Consider the following 14,275-nt stretch of genomic DNA (forward strand, 5'->3'; position numbering starts at 1 on the left):
GCCCAGCTGGAACGATGAAGGTGCCGCATCTCGCACAGCACGAAGGGCGCCTCTCGGAGAGAGACGCCCTACGTGCGCGAGCAGATCAGCCGATGGTGTCGCTGATCCAGGACTTGTAGGCCGTCGCGTCCGTGTAGATGGACGGGGCTGTGCCGCAGACCGGGACCAGGCTGCCCAGGCGGCTGGTGACGCCGGTGAGCTTCCAGTCGCCCGGCTGGCCCTCCAGCTGCGGGCCACCGGAGTCGCCGAAGCAGGCGTTGGCCAGCAGCTTCGAGCTGCCGGTGCAGATCTCGGTGTCGGCGTCGACCCCGCTGAGCGTGCACTGGCTGTCGGAGACGACCTTGGTGTCCAGCTCCTGCAGCTGCTCCGGTGGCTGGCCGCAACCGCGCACCGGGCAGGTCACGCCCCAGCCGACGATGCGCGAGGGCGTGCCCACGTCACCGGAGGCGTCGGCGATCTGGATCGGCTTCTCCGGCACCGCCTGGTCCAGCTTCAGCAGCGCGATGTCCCCGTTGGGGTTCTTGGTCTCGTAGTCCGGGTGCACCACGATCTCGGAGACGCCCGCCTCGGTGCCGCCGGTGGTGTGGTTCGGGCTGCCGATGCGCAGGCCGAGGTCGGCAGGGGTGACGTCCTGGACGCAGTGCGCGGCGGTGACCACCCACTGCTCGTCGATCAGCGACGCGCCGCAGCTGTGCTTGCCGGCCCGCTGCAGCGAGGCCATCCAGTCGTACTGCTCAGTGGCGTCGTGGCCCCCGACGATCAGCGCGCCCGGGTCGTCGGCTGCCGTCGCGGCTGGCGCGACACCCGCACCCAGCGCGAGCGCGGCGATGCCCGCGAGCAGCATTGACCTCTTCTTCACGAAAACTCCTCCCCGACGAGGTCCCCATTTCCGGTGAACGTATGGGCGGGGCAGCGGGGCGGGTACCGCCGACTGCCGCAGCGCTTTCGGCGGAGTGGCCCAGGATCTCGCCGCTGGCGCGGACATCGTGGACGGATCGGGCTAGCCTGGTTTCGTCCACGCGATCGATGACGAGGTGGTGGGCATGACCGGGGTGTCGCACGAGGTCGATCTGCTGATCGTCGGGGCGGGTCCGACGGGGCTGTTCGCCGCCTACTACGCGGGTTTTCGCGGGATGTCGGTGGCCCTGGTGGACGCGCTGCCCGAACCCGGCGGTCAGGTGACCGCGATGTACCCGGAGAAGATGATCTTCGACGTGGCCGGGTTCCCGGAGGTGCGCGGCCGGGATCTGGTCGCCGCGCTGGTGGAACAGGCCGATCAGTACGCCCCGCGCTACCTGCTCGGCAGGCATGCCGTTGAACTGTCCGACATGGACGGTGGGCTGCTGGTCGGGGTCGGCGATGAAGCGGTGCGCGCGGGTGCGGTTCTGGTCACCGCCGGGATCGGCGAGTTCAGCCCGCGTCCGCTGCCCGCCGGTGGTGACTGGGTCGGCCGTGGCGTCGTGCACTTCATCCCCGAGCTGTCCGTCCACAGTGGACGTGATGTGGTGGTGGTCGGCGGCGGGGATTCCGCGTTCGACTGGGCCCTGGCGCTGCAGCCGGTGGCGCGCAGCGTCGCCCTGGTGCACCGCCGGTCGCGGTTCCGCGCGCATTCAGGCCTGGTCAGCAAGGTCGAGGACCTGGGCGTCCCGCTGATCACCCCGGCCGAGGTGGTGGAGATCCGCGGTGACGACAGCGGAGTCCGCGAGGTTGAGATCGAGGTGGACGGGGCGGAGCGCCGAGTGCTGCCCGCGCAGACCGTGGTCGCCGCGCTGGGCTTCACCGCCGACCTGGGCCCCATCGAGAAGTGGGGACTGGAGCTCGAGAAGCGCGCGATCCTGGTCGACACGACGATGCGGACCAATCGGCCGCGGGTGTACGCGGCGGGTGATGTCGCGGCGTATCCGGGCAAGGTCAAGCTGATCGCAACGGGATTCGGCGAAGCAGCCACGGCGGTGAACAACATCGCCGTCGAGCTCAACCCGGAAGCCCACCTGTTCCCGGGCCATTCCTCGAACCTGACCTAGGGAACCGCCGGTTCGACCGCGGACGAATGGCGTTGGAAGTCCTGACCGCGTAAAAGCGAACGCGCAACCGGTGTGGGGGACCGGTTGCGCGTTCGCCGTCAGCGGGGCTGGTCAGCCGCCGGTGTTCTGGTTGACCCAGTCCGCGTAGGCGGTCACGTCGGTGTAGATCGACGGACCGGTGGCGCAGGTCGAGTCGTTGTTGCCGGCACGGCTCGTCGCGCCGATCAGCTCCCAGTTGCCCTGGGTGCCCTTGATCTGCGGGCCGCCCGAGTCGCCGTAGCAGGCGCCGGAGTCGCCGTTCGGGTTGTCCGTGCAGATCTCGCCCTGGCCGTCGATGTCCTGGCAGGTGTTGTCGTCGACGATCTGGGTGTCGAGCTCCTGCAGGGTCTGCGGGGCCGGGCCGCAGCCGGGCTCGGCGCAGGTCTGGCCCCAGCCGATGATCCGCGTGGCGGTGCCCGCGTCACCGGCGGCAGAGGCGATGTTGATCGGGGTCGCCTGCACCGCGTGGTCCAGCTGCAGCACCGCGATGTCGCCGGAAGGGTGCGTTTGGACGTTGGTGACCGAGGCTTCCTCGCCGCCGGTGGTGTGGTCGTTGCTGCCGATCCGGACGGTGAAGTCGCCGCCGCCTTGCACGCAGTGCGCCGCGGTCACCGCCCAGTCGGGCTTGATCAGCGAGGCACCGCAGATGTGCGAATCCTGCTGCTGCAGGGACACCATGAACGAGTACTCCTCGGTGGCGTCGTGGCCGCCGACGATGTACGGGTTGACGTCGTCGGGCTGGGCAGTCGCGGGCATGCCCAGTGCGCCTAACGCGCCGACGGCCGCGAGGGCGGCGATGAGAACCGAACGCTTCCGCATTTCCGTCGAATCCTCCCGAGGTCCCGGCTCCGCTGGCCGGCTGGGTACGGACGGTAAGGGGATTCGCTCCATCGACGTACCCACTAAGGGATGAGGTCGGAAATGAAGAAGCGGTGACCCGCTGCGAAACAGCAGGTCACCGCGTCAAGAACCGAGCTACCGCCGGTGTCCGGGGATATTTCCCAGTTTCCCGGAAGCGCCGATCAGGGCAGCAAGCCGTGGCGAGCGGAATCGTCGCCGTAGTCCACGTCGGCGTACTCGCGCAGCTTGGTCAGCCGGTGCTGGCCCTCGATGACGCGCACGGTGCCGGACTTGGACCGCATCACGATCGACTGCGTGGTGCACCGGTTCGCGCGGTAGTGCACGCCCTTGAGCAGCGCGCCGTCGGTGATGCCGGTGGCGCAGAAGAACATGTTGTCGCCGCGCACCAGGTCCGAAGTGGTCAGCACCTGGTTCACGTCGTGCCCGGCCTCGCGCAGCTTCGCGCGCTCGACGTCGTCGCGCGGCCACAGGCGGGTCTGGATCTCACCGTCGAGGCACTTCAGCGCGCAGGCGGAGATGATGCCCTCCGGGGTACCGCCGATGCCCAGCAGCATGTCCACGCCGCTGCGCGGACGCGCCGCCGCGATCGCACCGGCCACGTCGCCGTCGGAGATGAACTGGATGCGCGCGCCCGCCTCGCGGACCTCCTTGACGATCTGCTCGTGGCGCGGGCGGTCCAGGATGCACACCGTCACGTCCGAGACGTCGATGTGCTTTGCCTTGGCGACCCGGCGCACGTTCTCCGCGATCGGCGCGCTGATGTCGATGGACCCGGCGGCCTCCGGGCCGACGGCCATCTTCTCCATGTAGAACACCGCGGACGGGTCGAACATGGTGCCGCGCTCGGAGACCGCGAGCACCGCCAGCGCGTTCGGCATGCCCTTGCTCAGCAGCGTGGTCCCGTCGATCGGGTCGACGGCCACGTCGCACTCCGGGCCCTGGCCGTTGCCGACCTCTTCGCCGTTGAACAGCATCGGGGCTTCGTCCTTCTCGCCCTCGCCGATCACCACGACGCCCCGCATGGACACGGTGCCGATGAGCTTGCGCATCGCGTCCACCGCCGCGCCGTCACCGGAGTTCTTGTCGCCGCGGCCGACCCAGCGACCGGCGGCCATCGCGGCCGCTTCGGTCACGCGGACGAGTTCCATGGCGAGGTTGCGGTCCGGTGCTTCCCGGTGTCGTTCGGTGCTGGAGCTCATCGCGCCTCCCGGTCGTGATCAATCTTCGGGTTTTACTGCCCGAGCACAACGGGACCAGGCCCGCGCTCAGGCTCGCTGGCTCCGATCTTCGCAGATCGGCGGCCTGACCGGAGGCATCGCGTGGGCCAGCCCACTCCGGTCGTGCCTGCCCGACCGGCGGGAGTGCCGCTGGTGAGAGCATGGTGGTCGTGGCCGAACCCAGCAACCAGCAACCAGCGCCGTCGCGTCCGCCCCGGACCGTTTCGGCGATGGTGTTCGCGATCCTCCCGCTGGTCCTGATCGCCTTCGGGATGGCGGGCCTGCTGGGCCAGTGCTCGTTCAACCCCGGCGGCCCCTCGGTCGAGGTCCCGACCGTGAACGTGCCCGCCGAGCTGGACCGGGCGTCCGAGCGGGTGAACTTCCCGCTCGTCGACCCCGAGCTGCCGGCGAACTGGCGGTCCAACTCGGTGAACGTGCTGACGCTGCGCTCGCACGCCGAGGTCGTGCGCGTCGGCTGGCTGACCGGCGACGGGCACTACCTGCGCTTCTCCCAGTCGACGGCTGCCGAGGAAGAGCTGGTCACCGCCGACACCCTCCAGCCGCCGCAGGCGCTGGGCACGGTCGACGTCGGCGGACAGCAGTGGGTCCGCTACCAGAGCGTAGGCGAGGAACAGGCCTGGGCGACCGACCACAACGGCGTCCGCCTGCTGATCGCGGGAGACGCCGCGGAACCCGAGTTCCGAACCCTGGCCGAAGCAGCCCTGAAGGCTCCCACCAAGCCCTGACCCCGCCACGGGGTTCCGCAAATTCAATTGGAAATCAGACGTCCAATTTCAATGAGGTTTTTCCAGGCTCGTTGTGCGTGGCGGTGCGGGTGGCGGAACCTCAGACGCCGCCTGGCTGCGGGATCCCGTTTTTATGTATGACCAATACACGGCAAACGGGCTGTCCTCGCCAGGCGACGTCTGAGAACCCGCGGCGGTGCCGGTTGCGAGGGTGGGCTATGCGCCTGCGGCGCCTGCGACCCGCGACGCGCGGTGTCGGTCGTGCTTCGCGGTCACCAGCCGGACAGGATGAAAAAGGCTCATTGAAATCGCGTTGGGTTGTCCACTGGGGTCGGCGTGTCGGATGCGGACACGCCGATGACCCGAAACTTCCACTGAAATTGCGGTTCCCGGCAGGGGGAGGGTTACTCCTGTTCGACGGCGGCGAGGGCGCGTTCCACGCGCTCGCGGGCGCCCGCGAGGTGGCGCTCGCACACCGCCGCGAGGGCTTCGCCGCGCTCCCAGAGCGCTAGAGAGTCCTCGAGGGACAGGCCGCCGGCCTCCAGCTGCTTGACCACATCGGCCAGCTGGTCGCGGGCTTGCTCGTAGCCGAGCTCGGCGATCTCCGGGTAATCGGCCACCGGGTCGAAGTGCTCGTCCTGCTGCTCGTTCGCGGTCACGGGGTCGGACTCTCCACGTTCTTCTGCACGGACACCACCGCAGTGGCGATCGCCTGGTCGTAGCCGACGAACGCCTCGGCGAACTCGGCTCCGTCGCCATCGCGCACCGCGTCGTTGATGCGCAACTGCGCCTCCGCGACCCTACGTCGGTGCGCCGACACCTCCCACCACCCGGCCCCCACGTACCCGGAAGTGGCCTCGACCAGCGCGCGCAGCTGGGACGGCAGGTCCCGGCGCTCGGCGGACTGGCAGCCGCCGAGCAGCGCGGCCCAGCACCCGGCCGCAGCGGTGTCCGCCGCCTCGGCACGGCGCTGCACCTCACCTGCCTGCCGCGAACCGGTCGCCGCGGAACGCGCGACACCGACGGTCAGGGGGAGGAACGAGGGGTCCAACTCGGGGTGCACGGTCTCCGTCCTGTTCAGCCTGCTCGATCCGGCACGACGGCCTGGATCGCACCGTCAACGACCCGCACCCGCAATCGAGTTCCCGGCGGGGCTTCGTCGACCGATCGGAGCACGCCGTCCGCGCCGTCCTCGATGCGCTGCACGATCGCGTATCCACGAGCCAGCGTGGCTGCAGGGCCCAGGGTCGTCAAGCGCGATCGGGTGGCGGTCAGCGCGTGCTGCTCGGTGTTGAGCGCGGTCGTCATCGCCCGCCGGGCGCGGTCGCGCAACATGCCCACCTGCTCAGCGCGCTGCGCCAGCGGCCCGAGCGGATCGGCCAGCACCGGACGGCTGCGCAGCGCGTCGAGCAGCCGCCGCTCGCGGTCCACCCATCCGTGCAGGGCACGGCGGGCGCGGTCGCGCAGCTGGTGGATGCGCTGGGTCTCCTCGGCCACGTCGGGCACCACGCGCTTGCCCGCGCCGGTCGGTGTCGAGCAGCGCACGTCGGCGACGTGGTCCAGCAGCGGCGAGTCCGGTTCGTGCCCGATGGCGCTGACCACCGGCGTGCGGCAGGCCGACACCGCGCGGCACAACGCCTCGTCGGAGAACGGCAGCAGGTCCTCGACGCTGCCGCCGCCGCGGGCCAACACGATCACGTCGACCTCGGGCATCTTGTCGAGCTCCTGCAGCGCCTCGAGGATCTGCGGCACCGCGCTCGAGCCCTGCACGGCGACGTTGCGGATCTCGAACTGCACGGCCGGCCAGCGAAGCTCCGCGTTGGTCAGCACGTCGTGCTCGGCGGCGGAGGCGCGGCCGGTGATCAGTCCGACCCGGTTCGGCAGGAACGGCAGCGGCCGCTTCCGGGCCGGGTCGAACAGGCCCTCGGCCTTGAGCAGCTGGCGCAGCCGTTCGATGCGGGCCAGCAGCTCACCGATGCCGACCGCGCGGATCTCGTCGACCCGCAGGCTCAGCGTGCCGCGCCCGACGAAGAACGTCGGCTTGCCGTGCACCACGACCCGGCTGCCGTCGGTCAGCGGCGGATCCATCTTGCGGAGCATGGCGGCCGAGCAGGTCAGCGTCAGCGACACGTCGGCGGACGGGTCGCGCAGCTGCAGGAACGCGGTGGCGGCGCCGGGGCGCAGCGAGATCTGGGTGATCTGTCCTTCGACCCAGATCGAGCCGAGGCGGTTGATCCACTCGGCGATCTTGCGTGCGACGGTTCGTACCGGCCACGGCTCCTCGGGGCTCGTCGGGGAAGTCAGCTGCACTCCTCAGATCTCGTCAGGTCTACGTGGGTTCCGAACCACAGTTTCAATTGAAACTGTAAAATCCCTGAGGGCCGGACCACAGTTTCAATTGAAACTGTAGATCCGCAGGGCCGACCACGGTCTCGGCCGGAGGGTTCGGTCGGGAGCCCGGGGTCATTCGTTGCGGAGGCGATCCAAGCGGTTCTTCAGCATGCGGAGGAACTCCGGACGCTGCTCGTGCTGCTGCTCGCGGGCGAGCAGCTCGGCCAGTTCCGCTTCGCTGAACGAGCGGAGCCTGCCGCGCAGCTGGGGCAGCGTCAGCTCGTCGTACTCGGCGACCAGGGAGGGTTCCTCCGCCGGAGCCTCCGGTTCGTCCTCGTCGAAGATCGCCCAAGCGGGCTGCTCCTCCGGAGTGCGCAGCACGGCAAGCGCCTCGTCGCCCTTGATCGCCAGCTCGGTAATCTGCTGCTGGACCCGCATCGACGCCTGAAGTGCCTGGCTGGCCACGGTGACCGGCAGCCCGAGCAGCGTGGTCGGCAGGTGACGGGCCTGTTCGACGGCGGTGGCGGCCAGCCCCGCGGCGACTCGCACCGGCAGCGGAAACGATGACATGTGCCCAGCCTGCCGCACTTGCCCCCGGGAAGCCATCACCTCACCGCACTACTGTGATCAGCCCCGCGGCCCGGCGGACCTGATCTGCGTCAGGCCGACCGGCTGAGGTTCCGCTACCTGCACCGTCACGAAAGATGACATGAAGACAGGTTCTGAGTGTTGCGGGCCTGGTCCGTACCCTTGGGGGCATGACGACCTCGCCCGAGGCCACTGACCTCGTTGACCAGGACGCCGGGCCGACCAAGCGCATTCTGCTAGCCAAGCCGCGTGGGTACTGCGCAGGTGTCGACCGCGCGGTGGTCACCGTCGAGAAAGCGCTCGAGACCTACGGCGCACCGATCTACGTGCGCAAGGAGATCGTGCACAACCGGCACGTGGTGGACACGCTGTCCGAGCGCGGCGTGATCTTCGTGGACGAGACCGACGAGGTGCCCGAGGGCGCGCTCGTGGTGTTCTCGGCGCACGGCGTGTCCCCGGCTGTGCACGAGGAGGCCGCCAAGCGCAACCTCCGCACCATCGACGCGACCTGCCCGCTGGTCACCAAGGTGCACAAGGAGGTCCACCGATTCGCCCGCGAGGACTACGACATCCTGCTGATCGGGCACGAGGGCCACGAGGAGGTCGAGGGCACCGCCGGTGAGGACCCGGACCGCGTGCAGCTGGTCGACAAGCCCGAGGACGTCGACAAGGTGCAGGTCCGCGACCCGAACAAGGTCGTGTGGCTGTCGCAGACCACGCTCAGCGTGGACGAGACGATGGAGCGGGTGGACCAGCTCAAGGACCGGTTCCCGGACTTGCAGGCGCCGCCGAGCGACGACATCTGCTACGCCACCTCCAACCGCCAGCACGCGGTGAAGGTGATGGCGCCGGAGTGCGACCTGGTGATCGTGGTCGGCTCGCAGAACTCGTCGAACTCCAAGCGCCTGGTCGAGGTCGCCCTGCAGGCCGGTGCGTCGGACTCGCACCTGGTGGACTTCGCGTCGCAGATCGACGAGGCCTGGCTGGAGGGCGTCACCACGGTCGGCGTGACCAGCGGTGCCTCGGTGCCGGACGTGCTGGTCATGCAGGTCCTGGACCACCTCGCGGAGCGCGGCTGGAACCAGGTCGACGAGGTCACCACGGCCAACGAGAAGGTCACCTTCGCCCTGCCGCGGGAACTCCGCAAGGACCTGGACAGCAACCCGGACAAGCCCCGGGGCGTCCGCTGACCCCAGATCCGGTTACGAGCCTGACGTGAAAAAGGCACCTGGCAGATCCGCCGGGTGCCTTTTTCAGGTCTGCAGAAGTTCCTACCCGTGCCGCTCGTCCCGTCGCGGACTCCGGGCTCGCCTCGGCGGCTCGCCCTGTGGCGGCTCCGCCGGCCGCGGCCGTCCCGGCGCCTGCCGCGGGGCTGTGCCCCGCCGCGGCGGCACGGCCCGCTCCGCGCGCTCCGCCGGCCGGCCTTCCGCCCCGCGTGGCCGCCCGGGCGCGGCTTCGCCTCGCGGCTGCTCCTCCCTGCGGGGCCGTCCCGGCGCTTGCGCCCGTCCGCGCTCGCCGCGCTTCGCGCGCTCGGGCCGCTCCGCAGGCTCGGGCCGCTCCCCACGCTCGGGCCGCTCCGCACGCTCAGGCCGCTCACCGCGTTTCGGACGTCCGTCCTCACCTCGGGTCTTGCGCTCCTCGGGGCGACGCTTGCGCTCTTCGCCAGCGGGCTTGCGGGGCGGGCTGGTCGGGCGCCGCTTCTTGGTGGCCGCGTCGGGATCGGTGTCCTCGAGGCGTTTGCCGGGCTTTTCCGTAACGAACATGCGAACGAGTCCGATACCCAGGGCGACGATCGTGGCCCCGGCCATGATCGGGAAGCTGCTGATCAACGGGCGTGCGATCGAGAGCGCCTTGCCGGTGAAGCCCGATCCGGCGGCCGAGCCGGACCCGGTGATCAGCACCAGCAGTGGCATGACGATGACCAGGATCAGCGGCGGCTGCACCATCGGACCGAAGACGTTGCGCCGCTTGACCAGCAGCACACCCAGCACGCTCCCGACGAAGAAGCACGCCTTGAACAGGATGCCGGGTTGGCTCCAGATCAGGATGTCCAGCACGGTGCCGATCGCGGTGGGCACTGCCGCCAGTAGCACGGCAACCCAAAGCGGCACTCCGGCCGAACGGAAGGCAGAGCGCACAGACCAGGGAGGGACGCCGTTGCCGGGGGAGGAGCTCTGGCTCTCGCGGATCGCGGTCACGAGTCACAACGTTAACGGTCCAGTACGCCGGACGTAGAGCCCTCTTCCAGAACTTGCGGATAACCCCACGTTGGGTTCCGGCGATTCTGGCGCTGCGATGACCGGAATGCGATGTTCGTGCCGTTGATTGGGCGCGCCATCGCTTGGCCGGGTGTGTGAACCTTGACACAGGTAGCGTGAGCATTTTAGCGTCCGAGCAATCGTTTTCTCACGTTCCGCGAACGGCGTGACGGGGGGCCTATGAGCACGGCGCCACCGCTGGTCGAAATGGCCGGCATCAGCAAGCGCTACGGGGGTGTGCTGGCGTGCGACGACGTGGACCTGTCGGTCCTCGCCGGTGAGGTGCACGCGCTGCTGGGGGAGAACGGCGCCGGCAAGAGCACGCTGATGAAGGTGCTGTCCGGCGACGTCACCGATCACGCTGGATCGATTTCGATCGAGGGCCGGCAGGTGCAGTTCGGCAAACCGGCCGACGCTCAGCACGCCGGGGTCGCGATGATCCACCAGGAGCTCGACCTGGTCCCGGCGCTCAGCGTCGCGGAGAACCTCCACCTCGGGCGCGAGCCGCGCAACCGCTTCGGCGCGGTCGATCGGCGGAAGATGGCCGACCGAACCCGGGAGCTGCTGCGCCGCACCGGCATGGAGCTGGACCCGCAGCGCCCGGTCGGTGAACTGCGCGTCGGCGAGCAGCAACTGGTCACCATCGCCCGCGCGCTGCTGCTGGACGCGAAGGTGCTGATCATGGACGAGCCGACCTCGGCGCTGTCCAGCACCGAGGTGGAGCGGCTGTTCGCGGTGATCGCCGAGCTGCGCCGCGGCGGCACCGGCATCGTTTACATCTCGCACCGGATGGACGAGATCGGCCGGGTGGCCGACCGGGCCACCGTGCTGCGCAACGGCCACAAGGTCGCCGAGTTCGACGCCCGGGAGCTGACCGCCGAGCAGGCCGCCGAGGCGATGGTGGGCCGCTCGGTGAAGACCAGGTTCCAGACCGAGCAGCACGAAGTGGGCGAGGAGCTGCTGGCGGTGTCGGGCTTCGCGGTGCGCCCGCGCCGGCCGAAGGTGGGCCGCCGGGAACCCGCGGGCATCGATCTGACCGTGCGACGCGGGGAGATCGTCGGGCTCTGCGGGTTGCTCGGCGCAGGACGCACCGAACTGCTGGAAACGCTGTTCGGGGCGGGGTCCTCCGGCACGTGGGAGGGGGAGGTGACCCTCGACGGGCGCCAGGTGCGGCCGAGGGGTCCGCGCCGTGCGCTGCGCGAGGGCATCGCCTTCGTGCCGGAGGACCGCAGGACTTCCGGGCTGGTCCTGGAGCACTCGGTGCTGGCCAACACGGTGCTATCGGTGCTCGACAAGCTGGGGCCGCTGGGGCTGGTCCGCCGCCGCAAGGAGGTGGCCACCACCGAGAGCAGCGTGCAGCGGCTCAAGGTCAAGCTCGGCCGGATCCTCGACCCCGTGGGCACCCTGTCAGGTGGCAATCAGCAGAAGGTCGTCTTCGGCCGGATGTTGCTGACCGAACCTCGGCTGCTCCTGCTGGACGATCCCACCCGCGGCGTGGACATCGGCGCGAAGGCGGAGATCTACCAGCTGCTCGGCGAGATCGCCGAGCGCGGCATCGGGGTGCTGCTGGCGTCCTCGGAGCTGCCGGAGCTGGTCGGCGTCTGCCACCGGGTGGTGGTGCTGCGCGGTGGCCGCAGCGTCGCCGAGTTCGACACCGCGAAGGCCGGTGAGGCCGAACTGCTGGCCGCCGCGATGGGCGAGCGGTCGGGTGATGGGTCCGGGCCGGTGGTCGGCACCGGGCCGCAGAGCACCGGGGGAGGCGCGAGGTGAATAACCAGACGGCGGAGCGGCCTTCGGCGGCCGTGCCGCAGAAGCGGACGAGCACCGTCGAGACGCTGTTCCGGTTCCAGAGCTTCTTCGGGCTGGTCGCGGTGTTCCTCGCCGCGGTGATCTTCTCGCCCCGCAACGACGAGGGGCAGATCCTCTTCCTGACCAGCGACAACCTGTTCAACATCGTGCGCGCGGTGTCCGAGATCGGGATCATCGCGGTCGGGTTGACCTTCGTGATCCTGATCGGCGGCATCGACCTGTCGGTGGGTTCGGTGCTCGGCCTGGCTGCGGTCGGTTCGGCCGTGCTGATGGTGGAGAACGGCCTCGGGGTGTGGGCGGCCGTCGCGTTGGTGCTGATCGCGGGCATCGTCTTCGGCATGCTGCAGGGGACCGCGGTCGCCCTGCTGGGGGTGCAGGCGTTCATCGTCACGCTGGCCGGGTTGCAGATCGCGCGTGGGCTGGCGCGCATGTGGTCCGGCGGCGAAACCGTGCAGATCTCCTACGGCAATGGGCCGGGGCAGGCGCCGGCGCTGTTCTCGCTGCTGGGCGAGCGCACGTTCGGCGGTGTGGTGCCGATCCCGGTGCTGATCTTCGCCGTGGTGGCGGTGGCCGCGATCCTGTTCCTGCGGACCAGCGCGTACTCGCGGCACCTCTACGCCATCGGCGGCAACGAGAAGGCCGCGCGGCTGTCCGGTGTGCCGGTGAACCGGGTCAAGATCATCGCGTTCGCCATCTCCGGGTTCTGCGCCGCGCTGGCCGGGATCGTGCACGCCGGGCAGCTCAACGCGGGCAGCCCGAACGACGGCATCGCCTACGAGCTGGACGGGATCGCCGCGGTGGTCGTCGGCGGCACAAGTCTCGCCGGTGGCCGCGGCTCGGTCATCGGCACCATCGCCGGTGCGCTGCTGCTCGGCATCCTGAACAACATCCTGAGCCTGAACAGCGTCAACACCGATCTGCAACTGCTCATCAAAGGTCTGGTGATCGTCGCGGCGGCCGCGCTGCAGCGACTGCGTCCCACGTCGTGAACCAACATCCGGGAGGAAGCACGATGCGCAAGACAACGAGGTCGTTGGTCGCAGTCGTTTGCGCCGCATTCGCGCTCGCCGCTGCCGCCGGTTGCGGCACCACCAGCGAGAACAGCGGGCAGGTGCAGCAGCAGGATCCCACCAAGAACTGCAAGGGACCGGGCGGCAAGTACACGATCGGGATGAGCCAGGCCAACCTCGCCGAGCCCTACCGGGTCCGGATGGACGACGACATCCGCAACGAGGCCGGCAAGGTGCCGCAGTTCGACGTGCAGTTCTCCGACGCGGCCAAGGACAACGCCAAGCAGATCAGCGACGTCGAGAACTTCATGACCAAGCAGGTCAACCTGCTGATGATCTCGCCGAACGAGGCCACCCCGCTGACCGACATCGTGAAGAAGGCCTACAACAAGGGAATTCCGGTCGTGGTGCTGGACCGCAAGGTCGACGGCGACGCCTACACCACCTACATCGGCGCGGACAACGTGCAGATCGGGCGCCAGGCCGGTGAGTACTTCAAGAACGTGCTGCTGCCGCAGGGCGGCAAGATCGTGCAGATCAAGGGCCTGTCCGGCTCGACCCCGGCCGCGGAGCGCGAACAGGGCTTCAAGGAGGGCATCGCGGGCTCGAAGATCGAGATCGTGGACACCGCGGACGGCGAGTGGGAGCGCTCGGTCGGCCAGGAGAAGATGGACGCGCTGCTCAAGGCGCACCCGGACATCCAGGCGGTGTACTCGCAGAACGACCCGATGGCCGAAGGAGCTTACCTGGCCGCGCAGGCCGCCGGGCGCAAGGACCTGAAGTTCGTCGGCATCGACGGGCTGCCGATCCCCTCCGGCGGCATCAAGGCGGTCGAGGAAGGCCGTCTGCAAGCCACCAACCTGTACCCGACCGGTGGCGCTGAAGCCGTCGAGGCGGCCAAGAAGCTCCTGATCGACTGCCAGCGGGTGCCGAAGACGCAGACCCTGCCGACCGAACTGGTCACCAAGGACAACGCCGCCGAGGTCTACGCCCGGCTGAACCAGAGCTGATCCGCCGATCCGGTCGCCGCGCTCCGGTGCGGCGACCGGATTCGCGCCCACGCACCCGAAGTCGGGGTGAACTGCGGCTCATGCCGTCCGATGTGGATGCTTGCCGCGCCGAACCAATTTTATTGGCGGCGCGGCTTTTTGCTGGAATCGGGCAATACACCTGGATGGAGGTTGTCGGCGAGATCGCGCCCGGTGACCATCAGATCGGGTGAATTAGCGTTCTTGATTCCTCGACACCGCAGTAATTTGGCTTCCTTCCCGGAGATCTCTTCCCTACGCTTTCGCGGAATGCGCGAGTGATCTTCCGCTGTGGAGCCGAAGGAAACTCGACCAGTAGTCGCGCACCATCATCGGAACAGCTGCACCGCAGTCCACTGAGGAC

At 69.2% G+C, this 14,275-nt stretch carries 15 protein-coding genes; 7 read left to right on the forward strand and 8 right to left on the reverse strand.

Annotation, left to right across the window (positions count from 1 at the left end):
* Window positions 1-85: 85 nt before the first annotated feature.
* On the reverse strand, window positions 86-844 hold the full coding sequence (locus ACWCO2_RS03710; protein WP_450126247.1) for a S1 family peptidase: 759 nt from the start codon (window positions 842-844) through the stop codon (window positions 86-88).
* 199 nt (window positions 845-1,043) lie between these two features.
* Between ACWCO2_RS03710 and ACWCO2_RS03715 the strand changes: the two genes are divergently transcribed.
* Entirely contained in the window at window positions 1,044-2,024 is a 981-nt protein-coding gene (locus tag ACWCO2_RS03715; protein WP_450126153.1) for an NAD(P)/FAD-dependent oxidoreductase, read from the forward strand.
* A 111-nt stretch (window positions 2,025-2,135) separates the two neighbouring features.
* Here ACWCO2_RS03715 and ACWCO2_RS03720 read toward each other — a convergent pair whose 3' ends face one another.
* Together ACWCO2_RS03720 and glpX are read right to left on the reverse strand one after the other, a co-directional pair.
* A complete protein-coding gene (locus ACWCO2_RS03720) occupies window positions 2,136-2,882 on the reverse strand; it encodes a S1 family peptidase (RefSeq protein WP_450126154.1) in 747 nt (248 codons plus the stop codon).
* 203 nt (window positions 2,883-3,085) lie between these two features.
* Complete coding sequence (gene glpX / locus ACWCO2_RS03725) at window positions 3,086-4,123, reverse strand: class II fructose-bisphosphatase (RefSeq protein WP_450126155.1); 1,038 nt, start codon at window positions 4,121-4,123, stop codon at window positions 3,086-3,088.
* A 179-nt stretch (window positions 4,124-4,302) separates the two neighbouring features.
* On the opposite strand from glpX, the gene ACWCO2_RS03730 reads away from it, so the two are divergent.
* Window positions 4,303-4,887 carry a DUF4245 domain-containing protein gene (locus ACWCO2_RS03730; protein ID WP_450126156.1) on the forward strand — a complete coding sequence of 195 codons (585 nt, stop codon included), beginning with the start codon at window positions 4,303-4,305 and terminating at the stop codon, window positions 4,885-4,887.
* 404 nt (window positions 4,888-5,291) lie between these two features.
* On the opposite strand, the gene ACWCO2_RS03735 is transcribed toward ACWCO2_RS03730, so the two are convergent.
* From ACWCO2_RS03735 to ACWCO2_RS03750, 4 genes are all read right to left on the reverse strand, one after another.
* On the reverse strand, window positions 5,292-5,546 hold the full coding sequence (locus tag ACWCO2_RS03735; protein ID WP_270948896.1) for an exodeoxyribonuclease VII small subunit: 255 nt from the start codon (window positions 5,544-5,546) through the stop codon (window positions 5,292-5,294).
* Window positions 5,543-5,950 (reverse strand): hypothetical protein, encoded by a 408-nt coding sequence (locus ACWCO2_RS03740; RefSeq protein ID WP_450126157.1) that lies wholly within the window; start codon window positions 5,948-5,950, stop codon window positions 5,543-5,545. Before ACWCO2_RS03740 ends, ACWCO2_RS03735 begins: the two co-directional genes overlap by 4 nt.
* 14 nt (window positions 5,951-5,964) lie before the next feature.
* Window positions 5,965-7,191, reverse strand: a complete 1,227-nt coding sequence (gene xseA / locus ACWCO2_RS03745) for an exodeoxyribonuclease VII large subunit (protein WP_450126248.1) — start codon at window positions 7,189-7,191, stop codon at window positions 5,965-5,967.
* Window positions 7,192-7,350: 159 nt separating this feature from the next.
* Entirely contained in the window at window positions 7,351-7,788 is a 438-nt protein-coding gene (locus ACWCO2_RS03750; protein WP_450126158.1) for a lipid droplet-associated protein, read from the reverse strand.
* 188 nt (window positions 7,789-7,976) lie between these two features.
* Here ACWCO2_RS03750 and ACWCO2_RS03755 point away from each other — a divergent pair, with 188 nt between their 5' ends.
* The gene (locus ACWCO2_RS03755; protein WP_450126159.1) at window positions 7,977-8,996 is read left to right on the forward strand and encodes a 4-hydroxy-3-methylbut-2-enyl diphosphate reductase; all 1,020 of its coding nucleotides are present in this window, start codon (window positions 7,977-7,979) and stop codon (window positions 8,994-8,996) included.
* An 81-nt stretch (window positions 8,997-9,077) separates the two neighbouring features.
* Here the strand turns inward: ACWCO2_RS03755 and ACWCO2_RS03760 are convergent, their stop codons facing one another.
* A complete protein-coding gene (locus tag ACWCO2_RS03760; protein WP_450126160.1) occupies window positions 9,078-10,004 on the reverse strand; it encodes a DUF6542 domain-containing protein in 927 nt (308 codons plus the stop codon).
* Window positions 10,005-10,244: 240 nt separating this feature from the next.
* Here ACWCO2_RS03760 and ACWCO2_RS03765 point away from each other — a divergent pair, with 240 nt between their 5' ends.
* The 4 genes from ACWCO2_RS03765 (at window position 10,245) to ACWCO2_RS03780 (ending at window position 14,105) form a co-directional block, all read left to right on the forward strand.
* Complete coding sequence (locus tag ACWCO2_RS03765; protein ID WP_450126161.1) at window positions 10,245-11,834, forward strand: sugar ABC transporter ATP-binding protein; 1,590 nt, start codon at window positions 10,245-10,247, stop codon at window positions 11,832-11,834.
* Window positions 11,831-12,862 (forward strand): ABC transporter permease, encoded by a 1,032-nt coding sequence (locus ACWCO2_RS03770; protein WP_450126162.1) that lies wholly within the window; start codon window positions 11,831-11,833, stop codon window positions 12,860-12,862. The genes ACWCO2_RS03765 and ACWCO2_RS03770 overlap by 4 nt, the downstream gene beginning before the upstream one ends.
* 23 nt (window positions 12,863-12,885) lie before the next feature.
* Window positions 12,886-13,893, forward strand: a complete 1,008-nt coding sequence (locus ACWCO2_RS03775) for a substrate-binding domain-containing protein (RefSeq protein WP_450126163.1) — start codon at window positions 12,886-12,888, stop codon at window positions 13,891-13,893.
* Between the two features lie 80 nt (window positions 13,894-13,973).
* Complete coding sequence (locus tag ACWCO2_RS03780; protein ID WP_450126164.1) at window positions 13,974-14,105, forward strand: hypothetical protein; 132 nt, start codon at window positions 13,974-13,976, stop codon at window positions 14,103-14,105.
* Window positions 14,106-14,275: the final 170 nt, after the last annotated feature.

The sequence above is a fragment of the Saccharopolyspora sp. NPDC002376 genome (assembly GCF_053593195.1).

Bases quoted from the DNA above. Each gene is read 5' to 3' on its own strand.
- ACWCO2_RS03730 (WP_450126156.1), top strand. From the start codon at position 4,303: ATGGTGGTCGTGGCCGAACCCAGCAACCAGCAACCAGCGCCGTCGCGT.
- ACWCO2_RS03780 (WP_450126164.1), top strand. From the start codon at position 13,974: ATGCCGTCCGATGTGGATGCTTGCCGCGCCGAACCAATTTTATTGGCG.
- ACWCO2_RS03775 (WP_450126163.1), top strand. From the start codon at position 12,886: ATGCGCAAGACAACGAGGTCGTTGGTCGCAGTCGTTTGCGCCGCATTC.
- ACWCO2_RS03765 (WP_450126161.1), top strand. From the start codon at position 10,245: ATGAGCACGGCGCCACCGCTGGTCGAAATGGCCGGCATCAGCAAGCGC.
- ACWCO2_RS03750 (WP_450126158.1), bottom strand. From the start codon at position 7,788: ATGTCATCGTTTCCGCTGCCGGTGCGAGTCGCCGCGGGGCTGGCCGCC.
- ACWCO2_RS03755 (WP_450126159.1), top strand. From the start codon at position 7,977: ATGACGACCTCGCCCGAGGCCACTGACCTCGTTGACCAGGACGCCGGG.
- glpX (WP_450126155.1), bottom strand. From the start codon at position 4,123: ATGAGCTCCAGCACCGAACGACACCGGGAAGCACCGGACCGCAACCTC.
- ACWCO2_RS03715 (WP_450126153.1), top strand. From the start codon at position 1,044: ATGACCGGGGTGTCGCACGAGGTCGATCTGCTGATCGTCGGGGCGGGT.
- ACWCO2_RS03710 (WP_450126247.1), bottom strand. From the start codon at position 844: ATGCTGCTCGCGGGCATCGCCGCGCTCGCGCTGGGTGCGGGTGTCGCG.
- ACWCO2_RS03720 (WP_450126154.1), bottom strand. From the start codon at position 2,882: ATGCGGAAGCGTTCGGTTCTCATCGCCGCCCTCGCGGCCGTCGGCGCG.